At 37.8% G+C, this 16342-nt stretch carries 13 protein-coding genes; 1 reads left to right on the top strand and 12 read right to left on the bottom strand.

Translation table 11 applies throughout. From position 1 onward, the window contains the following. Window positions 1-442: 442 nt before the first annotated feature. From MS6x_RS16310 to MS6x_RS16345, 8 genes are all read right to left on the bottom strand, one after another. Complete coding sequence (locus MS6x_RS16310; RefSeq protein WP_482603523.1) at window positions 443-2749, bottom strand: hypothetical protein; 2307 nt, start codon at window positions 2747-2749, stop codon at window positions 443-445. A gap of 706 nt (window positions 2750-3455) precedes the next feature. Beyond that, window positions 3456-4079 (bottom strand): class I SAM-dependent methyltransferase, encoded by a 624-nt coding sequence (locus tag MS6x_RS16315; RefSeq protein ID WP_482603524.1) that lies wholly within the window; start codon window positions 4077-4079, stop codon window positions 3456-3458. A gap of 175 nt (window positions 4080-4254) precedes the next feature. After that, window positions 4255-5007: a DJ-1/PfpI family protein gene (locus tag MS6x_RS16320; protein ID WP_482603525.1), complete on the bottom strand. Its 753-nt coding sequence runs from the start codon at window positions 5005-5007 to the stop codon at window positions 4255-4257. Between the two features lie 226 nt (window positions 5008-5233). After that, window positions 5234-6028, bottom strand: a complete 795-nt coding sequence (locus tag MS6x_RS16325) for a cation efflux transmembrane domain-containing protein (RefSeq protein ID WP_482603527.1) — start codon at window positions 6026-6028, stop codon at window positions 5234-5236. 160 nt (window positions 6029-6188) lie between these two features. Further along, entirely contained in the window at window positions 6189-7886 is a 1698-nt protein-coding gene (locus MS6x_RS16330) for an amidohydrolase (protein ID WP_482603528.1), read from the bottom strand. A gap of 14 nt (window positions 7887-7900) precedes the next feature. Then, the gene (locus tag MS6x_RS16335; RefSeq protein ID WP_482603530.1) at window positions 7901-8722 is read right to left on the bottom strand and encodes a sterol desaturase family protein; all 822 of its coding nucleotides are present in this window, start codon (window positions 8720-8722) and stop codon (window positions 7901-7903) included. A 141-nt stretch (window positions 8723-8863) separates the two neighbouring features. After that, on the bottom strand, window positions 8864-9904 hold the full coding sequence (locus tag MS6x_RS16340) for a serine hydrolase domain-containing protein (protein WP_482603531.1): 1041 nt from the start codon (window positions 9902-9904) through the stop codon (window positions 8864-8866). 770 nt (window positions 9905-10674) lie between these two features. After that, entirely contained in the window at window positions 10675-11388 is a 714-nt protein-coding gene (locus tag MS6x_RS16345; protein WP_482603533.1) for a pirin family protein, read from the bottom strand. 228 nt (window positions 11389-11616) lie between these two features. Between MS6x_RS16345 and MS6x_RS16350 the strand changes: the two genes are divergently transcribed. Then, window positions 11617-12084, top strand: coding sequence for a hypothetical protein (locus MS6x_RS16350; protein ID WP_482603535.1), 468 nt, complete (start codon window positions 11617-11619; stop codon window positions 12082-12084). Here MS6x_RS16350 and MS6x_RS16355 read toward each other — a convergent pair. Genes MS6x_RS16355 through MS6x_RS16370 form a run of 4 tightly spaced genes read right to left on the bottom strand, consistent with a single transcriptional unit; the run spans window position 12076 to window position 16340 of the window. Continuing rightward, complete coding sequence (locus MS6x_RS16355; RefSeq protein WP_482603536.1) at window positions 12076-13407, bottom strand: DUF58 domain-containing protein; 1332 nt, start codon at window positions 13405-13407, stop codon at window positions 12076-12078. The genes MS6x_RS16350 and MS6x_RS16355 overlap by 9 nt on opposite strands. Continuing rightward, window positions 13408-14406, bottom strand: coding sequence for an AAA family ATPase (locus tag MS6x_RS16360; RefSeq protein ID WP_482603538.1), 999 nt, complete (start codon window positions 14404-14406; stop codon window positions 13408-13410). Then, a complete protein-coding gene (locus tag MS6x_RS16365; RefSeq protein ID WP_482603540.1) occupies window positions 14396-15607 on the bottom strand; it encodes a DUF4350 domain-containing protein in 1212 nt (403 codons plus the stop codon). The genes MS6x_RS16360 and MS6x_RS16365 overlap by 11 nt, the downstream gene beginning before the upstream one ends. Next, the gene (locus tag MS6x_RS16370) at window positions 15600-16340 is read right to left on the bottom strand and encodes a DUF4129 domain-containing protein (RefSeq protein ID WP_482603542.1); all 741 of its coding nucleotides are present in this window, start codon (window positions 16338-16340) and stop codon (window positions 15600-15602) included. The genes MS6x_RS16365 and MS6x_RS16370 overlap by 8 nt, the downstream gene beginning before the upstream one ends. Window positions 16341-16342: the final 2 nt, after the last annotated feature.

Genomic DNA, 16342 nt, shown 5'->3' on the forward strand with positions numbered 1-16342 from the left:
TTCTTCTTTTTTACTCTTTACGACTAACCAGTTTTGGAGAAGTAAAATTAACAGGAATTGATTACTAGTCTTCTCCTTGTTTTAATAATACCGCCAATAGCGCTGTTCTAAAAGCGCAAGGGACGTATTGGTACCTAATATGTTTTTTGCTTAAATAAGTTTTTTTGGATTTTGACCATTATATGTTACTCTTTTATCCTTTTCCCTTCTATGGAGGTATGACCTAAACAAGGGCTAAGGGTCTACTATCGTGTTCCTAACGTTTCGGTACTGAAATCCCTTTGTAGTGCCGGTGGTTGTCTCAGATCAGTTCCATACTTATTAAGATTACGTTCCTTCATTATGCCGTTGAATTTCAAAGTGGAGCAAAGTGTCCTCCGAAATTCGCCTTAATATCAAGTAAATCAACTATGCAAATAGCTTATGTTTTGTAAGCAACTGATTATTTTTCTTTCATCCAAAGTGGTGCACCATCTTCCCACTTATTATGCGTTAATCTGAATTTCTCACCATCGGCAAGTCGGATAGCTGTAATTTCACCATACATTTGAGGGCTAAAAATAAAAGGCTGTATTAATGGTTGTTCATCATTAATACCAAATTCTTCGGAAGTATAAATTAACCATTCTCCATCAGGTGAGAAATGAGCGTGCCCTTTCTGACCTTCATATGTAGTAAGTTGCTTTGGCTCACTCCAACCATCGCCTAAACGTTCAGTAATAAATATATCCATCGTTTTTACCATACCCCCCTTATCTAAACCAGTAACATCTGAACAGTAAGCAATTTTATTGCCATCATATGAAATGACAGGGAAGGCTTCCTTGTCCGGACTATTTGTAATATTGGTAGTTGTACCATTCTCTTCCACATAAATATCCATATTACCGGCTCTACCGCTTCTGTAAACCATCACCATATTGTCTTCGGAATAGTCGGCAAATCCTGTATTGCTTTCCAAATCGGTCACACGTTCCAAAGACTTGTCTGTCAAATGATAGCGATACACACACCCTTTAGCTTGCGGACTTTTTCTAAAACCACCCACCGAAAATTGAAGATAATTTCCATCTGGAGTGATCTTAGAGTCAATAATATTCGAAAACTGTGGGTTGAAGTCTCCATCTGGATGAAACTCAAATAAATGTTCAATTTCATTGGCAGTATAGTCCACTGCATAAAAGTTTTTTTCTGTATTAAAAAACGAGGACAAGAACAATCCGGCATAGAGCACAACAAATGCATAAGGAATAAACATGAGTGCATAGAGTTTATATAAAGCGGCTATTGGGTTTTCTGTTTTTTTTCTTTTTTTGAACAGGAAATAGGACAAAAAGCCCAATAGCAGAAGAACGACCGCAACTCCAATCCAAAAGGGTTTTAATACATCTAGCGGCATCGCTTGTGCGAATAATTGGTCATCGGTTGTTTTAATGAAAAAAAGTGCAAACATTACGGCTACGACCGAAAAAATGAGATGTTTCCAAAACGCAATAATCTTTCTCTTTTTAATGCTATAAACAATACCCACTACCAACCAAATAATAGCCAGTATGGGAATAAATAAGAGCGCATAAGCCATCGGGGCAATACCTTGGCGAAAGCTATTTACGTCCGATACTCCATATATAATTTTTCCATTGGGTGTGGCAGGGGCAGCAAAAGCACGTCTCACACCATAGAATAGTAGTGTTTTATTGGGCAGGTCGTTTACGATTTGTGGACTATTTTTCACTAAGAGATCACCATAAAAATCATTAAGGTTGGTGGGTTCTGGTTGAGGTGTTTCGCCACCATGATAAAGCATTATCCCTGAGTCGTGGTAGTCCACGTTTAACATATTCATTGGCTGAACTAGGGTCGAGTCTATTTTTCGTGTTTTTGGATTAAGGCCAAGAGTAGAAAATCCATTAGGCCCGTCTACAAAACTTGTAAATAGAATTTCACCATTAGATTTTATTAGAGGCGATACACAAGAATAATTATCTGGAGATATTTGCTCAGGATTCTCACCAGTATTCGACATTTTAAAAAGCTTGAAGGATTTGTCTCTGCCGGCAGACAAATAATCAGTTGAATAATAGATGATTTCTTGGTCATCTTTGGACCAAACCGGACTTCCTTCCCAGTCATCAGAATTTGTAAGTCTAACGGGTTTCGAACCATTTGAATTCATCACATAAATATCACCTGTTCGTTGCATGGTGAAAACTAACCTTGAAAGTGGTTTGGTTTCATGTGCTCTGTCACTTGAAAAGGCAATATATTGCCCATCATTTGAAAATTTCGGTCTAAAGTCACCCCCTGGCTTATTCGTAAGATTAACTGCCTCCGAAATATCTAAGGTATCTGAAGGTGAAAAAGGTAGTTTATAGATATCTGAGTTGCCTTGGTGAGTTGATACAAAAATTATCCACTCACCATCAGGTGAAAAGTCAACTTGATCTTGCATAGAATTACTAGTGACCAAAAGTCTTGGATTTGACTCCTGCCGAATATTTTTAAGAAACAATTGCGGACGACCGTTTCGCTCAGAGGTAAACACCACCCATTTACCATCTGGTGAAATTTTGGCATCATAATCAAGACTTTCATGTTCTGTAAATTTTGAGAAACTTTTTCCATCATCTTTGGATAAATAAATATCCCATCCTTGTGGCCTAAAGGAAGAATAAAAGACTTTCTCCTGTGCTTGAGCGCTATTTCCGAAGAATACAAGCGTGATAAAAAGTAAAATTATTTTTTTCATTGCGTTCAATTTGTTGCTACCTGTTAGTATATAGAACGTAGCGATTAAAAAGACACCAACTTTTCGGATTATGCACAAGCCGAATTTTAAATTTTCTTTTTAGCTTTATTTATCAAAAAGCCAGATTTAAAGACTTGTCTTACTTCTTAAATATACAGAAACCTTGCGGAAAGCCTATATTAGTTATTTTGTATAGCATCGATTAAAAATAAGTACCTCGAGTATCTTTAAAATGAGCCGAAAATTAAACATTTGAATACTCATAGTACCGCATTACCCCCCACCCCCCATTCATATATAGGGATTGACATTCACGAACGAAGTTGGAAACTATAAAGTGCCACTGATTTGTTAAGAGGCTAGTCCTTTTCAATAAATTCTTTACAAGTATAACTAGGATAATAGGTGTTAAAATAATTGTAGCACGCAAGTTGCTGAGCGGAATATTACTAGGAAGTTAAACCGACAAACCATATACTTTAGGAGTTATTGAATACAAGATTTAAAGGATTGGAACATAACCAAGCTAACAAAACAGTAGTAAAATCTGTAATACTGAACAACGTGGGTAACCATCTAAAGATAGGCTCGCATTTGTATGGCAAGTGAGCAGGTTCGTTAGGACTTATAATCTTACAGGTACCTGTGCGTCCGTATAGATAGGAGTATCACCTATAGGATAGGTTGATCGCTGCTGTACTAATGTTTATTTTATCTTTCTAAAAATATATCCAGAAACACTTTTTGTATAAGCTATTCCTTTCATAGTGTTAGTCAGTTGTTCTTTTGTTGGTTTAACTCCTCTTTTTGGTATCATGTAGTTTAACAAGTTTTTTTCCGAAATAATGAATTCCTTGTCCGTTTTTCTTCGATAAACCCCTATGAGTTCATAATCCAAATCTAAAGATGCCATAGAGGCATCCCCGTGAGAATTATTACAGACTAAAAGACCACCTTTCTTCAGGTAGGTTTTTACAGATTGTCCAACAAATCCTGCATATTGGGAAAGCACCAAATCAAATTCTTCGGTCAACTCTTTAAACGGTTTGTTGTAGTCTTGCTGATAAAATCTGATTCTTGGTTTTTCCGGATATTCTTTAGTTTTCTTTAAATATTCAAGTACGTTGGCACTTTCATAAAACTTAAATGTATTATTAAAAGAATCAGCGTAAGTGACATTTGCAAATATCAATGAAGGAGTTATGTGCACGTAACTACCTGGATAAAAAACTTTATCTATATTAAATTTCTTTTTCAATTCTCTGAATAATCCAATGGAGGTGTAGTCTTTATCTACATTCCATTTCTTGTATAATTCTGGTAGTTTCATGCTGCCATATTGTAGCGACCGACTCCGTACTAGAAAAGTAGCGCTGAAAAAAAGCAAGAACTTTTCATGAGAACCCAAGCCGAGTTTATAAAGTTAGCGACTTCCTAAAAATAACCGAGCCTTAATATTAGAAGAGACTTACGTTATTTGTTATATACATTGTAACCCAAAGTACTTATTCGTTCCAATTTTGAAGTCGGTCGAGATATAAATAACTTTCTACAAACGTCCTATGTTCATTATTTGTCATTAGTTCAACCAATTCCAACGCAGCTATATAGCTTGCCAAATTTCCATTGGAAGACAAAAACTTACCGTCTCTAACAAAAGTCACTAAGCTGTCGTTTTGTACCTTTAAATTCGGATAGTCTTTTTGTAATTGTTCGCCGCCACCTATCCACGTTACGATTTTCTTCCCGTCCGCAATTCCAGATTTTCCTATTAGTTGGGCTCCCGCGCAATTACTAACCGTATATTCGGTTTCCATATTTTTCTGTTTTATGAACGTAATAATTTTTTCGTTGTGAACCTGCGCATACATATCATAGGCACTTGGCACGAACAGCGCTGTTAATTTTGGGCAGTTCTCAAATGTGTAATCAGGAATAAAGTGCATTCCTTCTTCGGTCGTGATCGGATTTTCAGTTTCTGCTATTGAAACAACATTGAACAGTTGTTTTCCATCTTCGGTCGGTTTAGCAAAAACATCTGAGGATGCAATAACTTCACTTTGTAGTACTCCGTTATACATCAAAAGTCCGATTGTAAGCAATTCCGATTTAAAAGGTTTTAGATGTTTTGTCAGCGTATCTGTTTTCTTTTCGGTTGTGCTGAATTCTGGGTTTTCAATTTTCTTTTTTGATTTATCCGTATTGCAACTCATTAAAACGCTTGTAAAAATCAATGTTATAATTCCGAACTTTCTCATTAATCTCGATTTTTTTTGTATTATCGTTTACGGTATTGTGTATGCAATGTAGCGTGTAAAAAGACGCTAATTTTTAGGATTTAGCATGAGCCGATCTTTTCTTTTTATCCTTATTTATATAAAAGCCAAATTTTTAAATTTGGCTATCTTTAAATATATACAAAACCTCTTGAAAATCCTGTAATAGCTATATTTTACATACATTCTTGTGAGCTGTATTTTTCGCTCACTTGCTCAATTTAAGTATCCTAAACGCACCTTGAATTACTAAAATAAAAACGATTGTTCCGATGATCAAATCAGGTTTACTCGAACTCAACCAATTTACCAAAATTCCTGCGATTATGACTCCTAAATTAATTATCACGTCATTGGAGGTGAAGATCATACTTGCTTTCATATGTGCCTCTTCCTTACTCTTTGACCTTTGCAAAATATAAAGACAAATTCCGTTTGCCATAAGTGCAAAAATCGAAACGATAATCATTGTCGAAAAATCGGGAAGTTTCTCATCTCCAAAAAATCTTCTTAAAACTTCTACGAATCCAATAAACGCAAGTGTTATTTGAAAATATCCAGCAAGTTTTGCAATCCGCTTTTTCTTAATCAACGTTCCCCCAACCGCAAACAAGCTAATTCCATAAACGAAACTGTCTGCGAGCATATCTAAACTGTCTGCAACAAGTCCCATAGATTTTGAGAATAGCCCTGTCGTCATCTCGATAATGAAAAAGGCAAAATTTATGGCAAGTACGGACCAAAGTAGCTTTTTTTGATTTGTATTTTCTTTAAATTCCGTTTGGTTCGTCTGTTCTGTCGAGACTTTTTTCCCGCCTAAATTCAGTTCGATAACTGACTTTTCGATTTGGTCGAGTTCTCCACTGTGAAAAACAGTCAATTTTCGCTTTGGAATATCAAAGTCCAAATTCGCAATACTTGAAATTCCGTCCAATTTCATTCGGATTAGATTTTCCTCGGAAGGGCAGTCCATTTTGGTAATTTCAAATATTGTTTTTTGCACTTGGTTTCCGGGTTTTCAACATTTCTTACAAGGGTCTCGGTTCTGGGTGGTTGCTTAGTTTGGCAATTAAGTTTGCATATACACACCAAACTGAAATTCCGCGAGGATTTTCAGAAGTAGGCAAGAACAAGCAATCACATATAGCCATTATTTGAAATAATTATTTTTCAAAAACAATTTCTCCCTCCTTAATTGTTTTTAAGACCTGTATGTTTTTAATGTTTTCAGGATTTACCTTTAATGGATTTTTATCTAAAATCACAAAATCTGCGAGTTTTCCTTTTTCAAGACTTCCTTTGTTATCTTCCTCATAGTGTTGGTAAGCCGACCAGATGGTTATGGCTTGCAATGCTTGGTAAGGTGTTAACCTCTCATCTGGACCAATGACTTTTCCTGAACGAGAGGTCCGTTCTACCGCTGTCCACAAAACGCGCATTAAATTAGGTAATGCAACTGGTGCATCTGTATGAATAGTTATGTCCATACCTTTTTTTAATGCTGAGTTTACAGGACTTATATTTTGAACCAAAGAATCACCTATTAATTGAGTATGCCAATCTCCCCAATAGAACGTGTGTAATGGAAATAATGACGCAATCATTTTCATTTCTTTAGCTTTGTCTAGTTGGTCTTCACGGATATATTGCCCATGAATTATAACATCACGTCTATTTTCATTACCATATTTTTCTTGCAATGGTTTCATGGTCCTAATAAACTGATCAATTGCAGCATCGCCATTAGTATGGGATAAAATCTGCCAATTATTTTTAAAGCCTTTTTCAAATATGGAAGTAAGTACACTATCATTTGGAATTGCTGGATAACCACTATAGTCATGAGGCATTCCTTCTGGTGGAATAAGGTAGGGTTCAGTTCTCCAAGCAGTTCTACCTTGTGGCGAACCATCTAATGTTACTTTCATTCCACCAATTCTATATTTATTAGTATAGGTTTTACTGTTCCATTTACTATCCATGTATTGGTCTACAAATGCATAGTCTATATAGCTTACCACATCAATTTTGTATTTCTCATTTTCAGCCATTGCAACTAGCATTTCATGATTTTGCATGGCTCTTCCTTCCTGAGCAGTCGTGTATCCAAAGGATAAAGCCATTTCTTGTCCTGCTTCGAAAAACCTCATTATTGCTTCCTTAGATTTGGGTGCAATAGCTTGCAACATATAAGGAATTGCAGCTAGCTCTTCTAATACACCATTTGGTTCTGTAGAGTCGTTTTCACGTCTTATGATTCCCCCTTCAGGGTTTTTACTATTCTCATCAATTCCCAATTCTTCTAATCCCTTTGAGTTTACTACGGCAAAGTGACCTGAAATATGTGTTATCATAATTGGAAACTCTGTACTTACTTTATCCAAGTCGTGTTTAGTAGGAAATCTTTTTTCCTTTAGAACAGAATCATCAAAACCAGTACCAAATATCCAGCCGGTCAATGCTCTGTTTTCAGGCGTATTCCATTCCTTTAGAACTGAAATTAAAGTATCCATATCATCAACATTGGCGTCTGGTGAAGCTAATAATTGGGCACCGATAGCTTGTGCACCAAAATTGGCAAAATGGGCATGACCATCAATTAATCCAGGAACCAGTGTTTTTCCTTCTAAATTAATCATATTGTGACCCTTTCCAGCGATTGCCATTGCTTCTTCACCAGAACCTGTAAAAATAATTTCCCCATCCTTCGCTACTATTGCCTCAACATAATGGGGTGAATCACCAACCATAGTAATAATATCACCATTGTAATAAACCGTTGATGGATTCAATTTTTCAGATTCTGTGCAGGAAAGAAAAAGAGCTATCCCTATTGGCATAAGTAAGATTTTTTTTATCATAGGTATTTGGTTTTTTATTTGGTTTTCTTGTCAGAATTAATTCGTTTAATATTTATAAAGGGGCTTTTAATCAAATAGAGGAATGATTGTTTTTCATCCGAATCAAATTCCGCTAGTCCATATTTCATATCTTCTATTGGCATCATTTTAAAGGTTCCAAATAATCTGTCCCAAATAATAAATATATCTGCATAGTTTGAATCTGTATAAATCTGGTCTTGTTGATGGTGGACTCTGTGATGGTCGGGCATTACAAATAATAATCGTAAAGACGAATTCAACCATTTTGGGTAATTAAGATTTGAATGTTCGAAAAAGAAGAATAAATAAAGAATGAAATAATACAATGCCATAGAAAAAACATCTGTTCCAAATAGCGCAGCAGTAATTATATTTCCAATTCCAAATACAAGAATTAGCTCAATGGGATGAAAGCGAAAAACCGTTGAAGAATCCATTGTTGTATCGCTGTGATGTACTCTATGAAATCTCCAGAGTAACGGAATTTTGTGAGTTCCTCTATGAATCCAATAAGCTGTAATGTCATACAACCCAACAGAAATACAAAGTTTAGCCCAAATAGGCAATTCAAGCAGATATAGAAGTCCAATGCTATTTGCATTTAACCATTCAATTGAAAAAACTTGAAACGTAACAAAAAATAGGTTCATAATCACAAGCAAAATTTGGAACAACACATTTTGAAATAGGTGATTGATTCTTTTTTTAAAACTAAAAGGTGACGTTAGTATTTGTTCTAAAGAAAAAAAGAAGGCAATTAATCCAATAACAATATAGTTTGGGTCAATTCCCAATAATTTATTTAGAAAATCCATCGTTAGTAATGTTTAAATTTCTTGTTTTAGTTCGTTTATTCAATTTGCACCTAACGGTTTGAACTTGGTGCGTTTAGCATTTCAATGCACCAGTCTTTAAGGTTACCATTATGTTTTTCAACTGCTACCAAATGCACTATATTATTTATTGTGGCTAGTTTTTCTTCTAATGATTTTTAAAATTCGGTTAATTGTTATTTCCGATAAGTTCCATTCATAACCAGCAAAATCTGTGGTATTGATAAATTGAACCACTATCGCGTCAATATCTTTGTGGTATTCTGCAAGGCTTTGATAACCAACAACCAAACCTCCATGATTATATTCATAAGGATAGATTGCCTTTTCGCCTTGATCAAATACGGAACCATCATTTAAGGCTCGCAAGAATATACCCACATCTTCTGCTGTGGCCAACATTCCATATTCACGAGCTTTAAAATCTTCTTCATGACCCACATAATAGCCACTCATAACATCATCTAAATCGACTTCGGTAATCGAAAAAAAGGTGTTTTTCAGCTTTAGGGGAATCAATATTTTCTCTTTGATATACTGATTGTGGCTATACCCTAAAACATCATCCATAATCTTACGAAGCAATAAATAATTCGTGTTTGAATATTCATATCCTCCATTAGGTTTAAAACTGGCTGGTAGGTCGAGAGCAAAATCCAAGGCATTTTTGCCATTTTCCTGTTCGTTTTCCCAGTACGCTGGATTATCTGTAAAATTTGGAATACCAGAACGGTGTTGAATCATCATCCTCAAGGTAATTTCTTCAGCATTTTCAATCCTATTTCTAAGCTCTGGAAGATAATCAGTGAGTGTTTTATCAAAAGACAAACGCTTTTCTCTGACCAATTTAGTAGCAGCTACAGCGGTATATAATTTGCTAATACTGGCAATTTTGAATAATGAATTTGGGTCCGCAGGTATTTTCTTTTGTCTATTGTTCCAACCTCCCGTGAAAAATGCCGGTGGTTTTCCTGCTTGGTCTACGTAAATTATCATTCCATCAAATCCATGCCCAATTGCCTCATCTACCTGTTCCTGAATTGTGTCGGGTAGGGGTAAAACCCATGCCTTTACCAAAATCCATGGTACGAAAAACATTGAAACAATTGTTCCAACAAGCAATAACGCTCTTACAATCCATTTGGCTTTTTTATTTCTAATCATTCTTTATTTTCGGTCTACGGGCAAGTATTGGATATTGGAGAAAGTCAACTTTTGTGTATTTAGAATTCTGCGTCATTTTTCAAATAAAGCACAACCGCCTCTGTGTAAAGCGAGCGGGGCGTTTTAGTAATCGGTTGTTTGCTTTAGGGTCTTTGTGTCGTTTATAAATATACTATGTATTTTGCAATTTGGTCGCCACGCTTTGAGCTTTTAAAATTCCCCGTTAGGTTTATACGTAGTTCATGCTGGTTGGATTCCTCATCGAGTAGCTCCCCGGGTCTTGGCTGCATGTATTCATAGTATTTTAATAGGAGCCGTTCCTTCCTCCGATAATCAAGTTACGACTGAGGGGAAGGCATACATTGAATATCGTGAGAGCGTAAAATCCCTTTTTTTATGGTCGGTATGCTTTGTAGTTGCACCGCACCTTTAAAGTGGGTGCAGATTAACGGGTTATCCAAGGACCGCTGGGACATAACACCATCAAGACTACGATGATATACACGCAGGCGTCCAATAAAAGTTTGTTAAACGTTAAAAGTCCACTCGATTTTTTAGAAATTATTTAAACAACTATAACGCACTATGGCAAATAGTTACATAGCTTCTTTATGTCCTTTTTAAAAGTCGTGAAACATAGACTATGCGTTTTCATATAGCTACTGGCCTAACATAAAGGCCGAGCCTTTGCTAGCTACAAGACACATTTCCAATACTACCCCATGCGCTATTAGGTTATGCCCCGATAGATTAAAAATGCAAACTAATAGTTATACCTGCATCGGAACTTCCATTATCAGTACCCTAGCTTTCGTCGTCGCGGTTAACGGAACCTCTGTAGTGTCCCATATACCAAAGCCATCACGTTTCCCTAATTTTTGCCCGTTAATGTTAAGTGCTCCTTCCAAAACAAATAGGTATACTCCATTTCCTTTTCGACGTACTGTATATGTGTCGCTTTTGTTGGTGTCAAACACCCCTAAATGAAACCATGCATCTTGGTGAATCCATACGCCTTGATCATCCTTGTTAGGGGATAGGATTTGATTAAAACTATTATCGGTAAGGATTGCTTTCATAGAAATCTGGTCGTAACGTGGTGTGACATTCTGAGTATTTGGAATTACCCAAATTTGAAGGAACTTTACTTCCTCATCCGCATTTTTGTTGTATTCGCTGTGTGCAATTCCAGTACCAGCACTCATCACCTGTATATCTCCTTCTTTTATCACAGTGGAATTTCCCATATCGTCCATATGTTTTAGGTCGCCTTGCAGGGGAATGGAGATGATTTCCATATTACGGTGAGGGTGGGTGCCAAAACCCCTTCCCCCTGCTACGGTATCATCGTTAAGCACGCGTAAGACCCCAAAGTTCATCCGCTCTGGGTCATGGTAATTGGCAAAACTAAAACTGTGGTAGGAGTTAAGCCAGCCATGGTTTGCATGGCCTCTGGTATCTGCTTTATGGAGGATTGTTTTCATGGCTGCTCTTTGTTTTGTTTGTAGCCGTAAAGTTCATAAAATTCGTACACCTATCAAAAGTAAAAGCATCGATAAAAAATACAAATCATCGGTCAAAATACGAATACCGATGTAAAAGTAGGGTAGTGGTGGCTTTTCGTTGTTTTACTGCCATACGAATTACCAGTGATGGTAAAATTTAGTAGCGATTATTGCGTTACTACAGTTGGCGTAAAAAGTGTCTTGAAAATGAAAAGGATTTCCTTTATTGTATTGTTGCTACTGTTCTGTATACAGGCCAAAGGCCAAGCTACCGAGAATGCCGCGAAGCATCTAGGTGCCGGCGTAGTTATAGGCGCCGCTGGCGGATATGCCGCTCACAAAGTATTCAAAGGCCGTCGTGGTTGGATGTGGGCTGGAGCTGTGGGTAGTAGCCTTGCTGCGGGCCTGGCAAAGGAAACCTATGACCAGTCTAGGGGTGCGGTATGGGAAAACGATGATATTATTTACACGGCAATAGGCGGCGTATTATCCGGTTTGGTCATGGACATGGTGTTGGACAGTAGACGTGGTAGCGGCAAGCGCTGTGGTTGTCCTCCGGTGGCCTTTAATCTAAAAAGGGTCAACACCGACTTTGTTTTCAGTGTTGAAACGGGTTCCGGTGATATTGGCGCTGCCATACAGGCCAATCATCTTATTAATTTCGCACTACAATAGACCTCTAGCCTTTACTTCCAAATATTTGTTAATTGTATTAATGGTTAATTCTTCCGGTTTGGTAAGAATCGTCTGTATGCCATAGCGCTGCAGTTCTTTTTGCATCAGTTTTTTATCTAGGGAAAACTTTTCGGCAATGGTCTTATGGTAAATAGCCTGAAGGTCCTCGGCATCTGTCGCAATTAATTTTTCCAGTTCAGAATTTTCAAAAAAGATAAGCACTAGGACATGCTTTTTTGCCAAGGCCAAAAAATAGGGGAGTTGCCGTTTTAGGGCAGATATATGCTCAAAATTAGTATAGAGCAGCAAAAGGCTTCGTTGGTTTATTTTTCGCTTTACATGGCCGTATAAGGTCCCAAAATCGGAGTCGGTGAATTCCGTATCTATATTATACAGATTTTCTAGAATGTTATTAAGATAGGTAGGTTTTTGTACCGCTGGCAAGTAGGATTCTATTTCTTTGGAAAAAGCCACTAAGCCAGTTTTATCGTGTCGTTTTAAAGCTACGTTGGCAAATGCCAGGGCACTATTTATGGCATAATCCAATAATTTAAGTCCGTTAAAGGGCATTTTCATTACCCTACCGGTATCAATAATGGAATACACGGGTTGTGATTTTTCGTCTTGGTATTGGTTTACCATCAATTGATGCTGCTTTGCCGTTGCTTTCCAGTTTAGGGTACGTATGTCGTCTCCCGGTACATATTCCTTAATTTGTTCAAACTCCTGTGTGTGGCCCAGTTTTCTTATTTTTTTAAGGCCTATGTTGGACAGCCGATTATTGATGGCCAAAAAATCGTACTGTTGCATTTGTATAATGGATGGATAAACGGGCACCATCTGGTCTTTCTGAAAAACAAACCGCCGTTTTACGATTCGCAAAGGGGAGGCCGTATACACATTTAGATTCCCAAATACATATTCGCCCCGGTCCACAGGTCTTACGTTATAGTCAAAAATCTGTTTTTCACCCTTAATTCCGGTCGCTATAATTAGAAAATCCCTTTTTTGAAACTGCTGCGGAAGTTCGTCAATTAGGCTTATGTTCGTTTTAAAGGGATAAAAAGTTTCAACGTGTAGACGGATGGGATTCAAATCACTGTTAGATAATTTTTTAGGTAGTATCCGTTTGGCATCCACTCCTTTTCCGGTGCCGTAGAGCAGAAAAACATCGAGCAAAAAAGCGGCTACCAATACCCATATCAATAGCCAAGCAATCGTATACAACCAAGTGAACCAGAACGAAAGTATAAAGCATGCGCTCAGTACGGCCAAGTACCTAAAAAATGTATTATGTATGTAGAATGATTTTAGGAATTGCATTTATCTGGGTATTTCTACACTTTCGGTAATCATCTGTACCACGCTTTCGGTGGTCATTCCCTCCATTTCGCGTTCTGGCGTTAGGATAACCCTATGATTCAGTACTGGTACCAATGCCTTTTTAACATCCTCTGGGGTAACGAAATCCCTACCGTTAATGGCCGCAAAAGCCTTTGCACTGTTCAATGCTGCGATAGAGGCCCTGGGGGATCCGCCCAAGTATAAATGTGGATGGTTTCTAGTTTTTATAATGATATCCGCAATGTACCGGAATATTTTTTCCTCTACTACAATTTCCTGAATCTGACTTTTAAAACCTAGTAGCGCTTTTGGGGTTAGTATGTTTTTTATCTCTTTTAAGGGCAGCTTCCCCTTGCGGTCGTGATGGGTCTTTAGAATCAGTACTTCTTCGTCTACGTTTGGGTAATCTACTTTTACCTTAAACAGAAAGCGGTCCAACTGTGCCTCGGGTAGGGCATAGGTGCCTTCTTGTTCTATTGGGTTCTGTGTGGCCAATACCATAAAGGGTAATGCCATGGGATAGGTGGTACCGTCCATGCTTACTTGGCGCTCTTCCATAGTCTCGAACATAGCGGCCTGTGTTTTTGCCGGTGCTCGGTTAATTTCATCGATAAGTACGATATTGGAAAATATGGGACCTTTCTTGAACTCAAATTCCGATGTTTTTACATTGAATATGGACGTTCCTAAAATATCGCTTGGCATTAGGTCCGGAGTAAACTGTATTCGGCTAAAATCGGTCTTTAGGGTTTTGGCAAATAATTTTGCAGTGATGGTTTTCGCCACACCGGGCACACCCTCTATTAATACATGGCCATCTACCAACAGGGAGACGATGAGTAGTTCTATAAAATTTTCTTGGCCAATGATTACTTTTCCCAGTTCTGCTTTTATGTCTTCAACCGCTTTAAGTAGTCCCTCTAAAGGTATCCTGCTATTAAAATCGAGATCATTCGATTGTTGTTCGTTATTTTCCATCTGTATTCGATTTAAATTTTTGTAATAGGGAATTTAGTTTTATTAGATCTTCGTCGGTTAGCCGGTCGCTATTTCTAACCTGTTCCATAAAGGAGAATATCTTGGTCACGAATTCGATTGAGTGGCCACTACGACTGGCAATACTGTTATAGAATTCGTCTTCATGGGATATGTTTCCTAAATAATAGTGCGTGCGTAGCCAATCCAGAAAGTAGTTTATCTTATGCTCGGCAATAGACTTTTGGTCGCGCTGCACAAAGTACATATCGGATATGGTGCGGGTAAAAGCCATGGTTCTATTGGGTATTGGCGAAACTACAGGGATAGCGCGCTGCTTGCGTTTACCCTCTAAAACTACGTATAACAATGCCCCGAACAAGGCAATGTAATAGGCCCACTTCAGTTCTTTTGTATTTAGGAATATATACATGGGCGAGGTGTAAAAAGACTTTCCGCTCTTGTAATGGTTGTCAAGGTAAATTGGCCTGCTATCGTCCAAATAGGAAAGCAATCCTGCCGTATACTCGTTGTTGTTATCCTTGAGCATAAAATAGTTGGTAAAGGCCTCTGGAAAGGTGGTGAGGATAATATTCCCCTCGCCAAAAGGATGTTGCATTACATTTATTTCTTTTAGGGTAGTAATGTCCTCCTGCGTTATTACCTGTCCTAAAATGGTTGTTTGCAGTGTGTCGAACATTACAAAATAAGGAGTGCTGGTATCCCGTTCAAAAGTTATGGAGTCCGAATGCCGTAAGTTAGGATTTACCAGTCTATGTCTTTGTTTTTGATTTATCTCAAATCCGCCATAGATGTTTGCCACCCCTAAATCAAGGGTATCCAATAGTTCATCTTCAAAGCTTTTGGAGGCAACAAACAGGGTATTCCCCTTACTGGTCCAGGCCAATAGTGCGTTTAACTCTTCTTTGTTGAACTGTATGTCATTATTTACAAATACATAGCTACCGCTTATACTATCATTTTGGTTTATAAATTCGAAAGGTGGGCCATAGACCTGTTGTAGTTGAGTCGGAAAAAGATTCTCCATAACCGTATTGAATACTATGGTGCCGTAGGGAATTTTATGACTGGCCACATAGGACGGAAACCAATTAATTTCCTTTGGCTTGCTATATTGCAAGAGCATAAACGCAGCCAACGTAAGTACAGCGATACCCAGATATATTGTTCCTGTTTTACCCATGGTCTAGCAGGGTCTTAAGGGTGATAAAATCGATTTCCGCTTTACGGTATTTAGATTCGTCTATAGGAAATTCCCCATACCAGAAGTAGTTGTAAAGGCGCGTACTTGCAGCAAAGGGTTGTACCAATTCCGGTTGTTGTAGCTCTTTTGTATAGTCCTCGTTCGTTTTTTGCAACTCCCATGTAATCAACTCCTTTTCGTTCATCAACTGCAGCAGATATAGGTAATAGTAGCGAACCGCCAAACGATAATCTTTGTGATCTAGCGCGTTTTGAATAAGCTGCTGTATGTCCTCGTTTTTTATAATATGCTCTTCCTCCGATAGATTAACGATGGCTTGGTTCTTTTTGGTATGGATAACGGCCCTGGCATTCACGTTTAAGAAAAACTTGATCAAGATAAATACAAGGACTGCCAAAAGTACATAGGGGAGTATTTCTAGAAAGATGCTTAATGCCCCAGCAGCTTTTTCGATACCAAATAGCCATTCAAAGAATTTGATAAGCATGTTGCCTAGCCAATTTTTAAGCGACACCCACCAATCTGGTGCAGCACTTTTTACAATTTCGTAGTCAAAATCCGGATTGTTTCTAAATTCCTCTAGTTGGTTCGCATCAATGTGTTTTGTGTCGATGGCGGATGTGTCATACTTAACCGTAGCAATACTGTCCTGTGCCCACAAAGCGGCACCTACAAGAAAACACATCAATCCAAGTACGAACCTTTTCTGCATGC

Source organism: Maribacter sp. MS6, assembly GCF_056839185.1.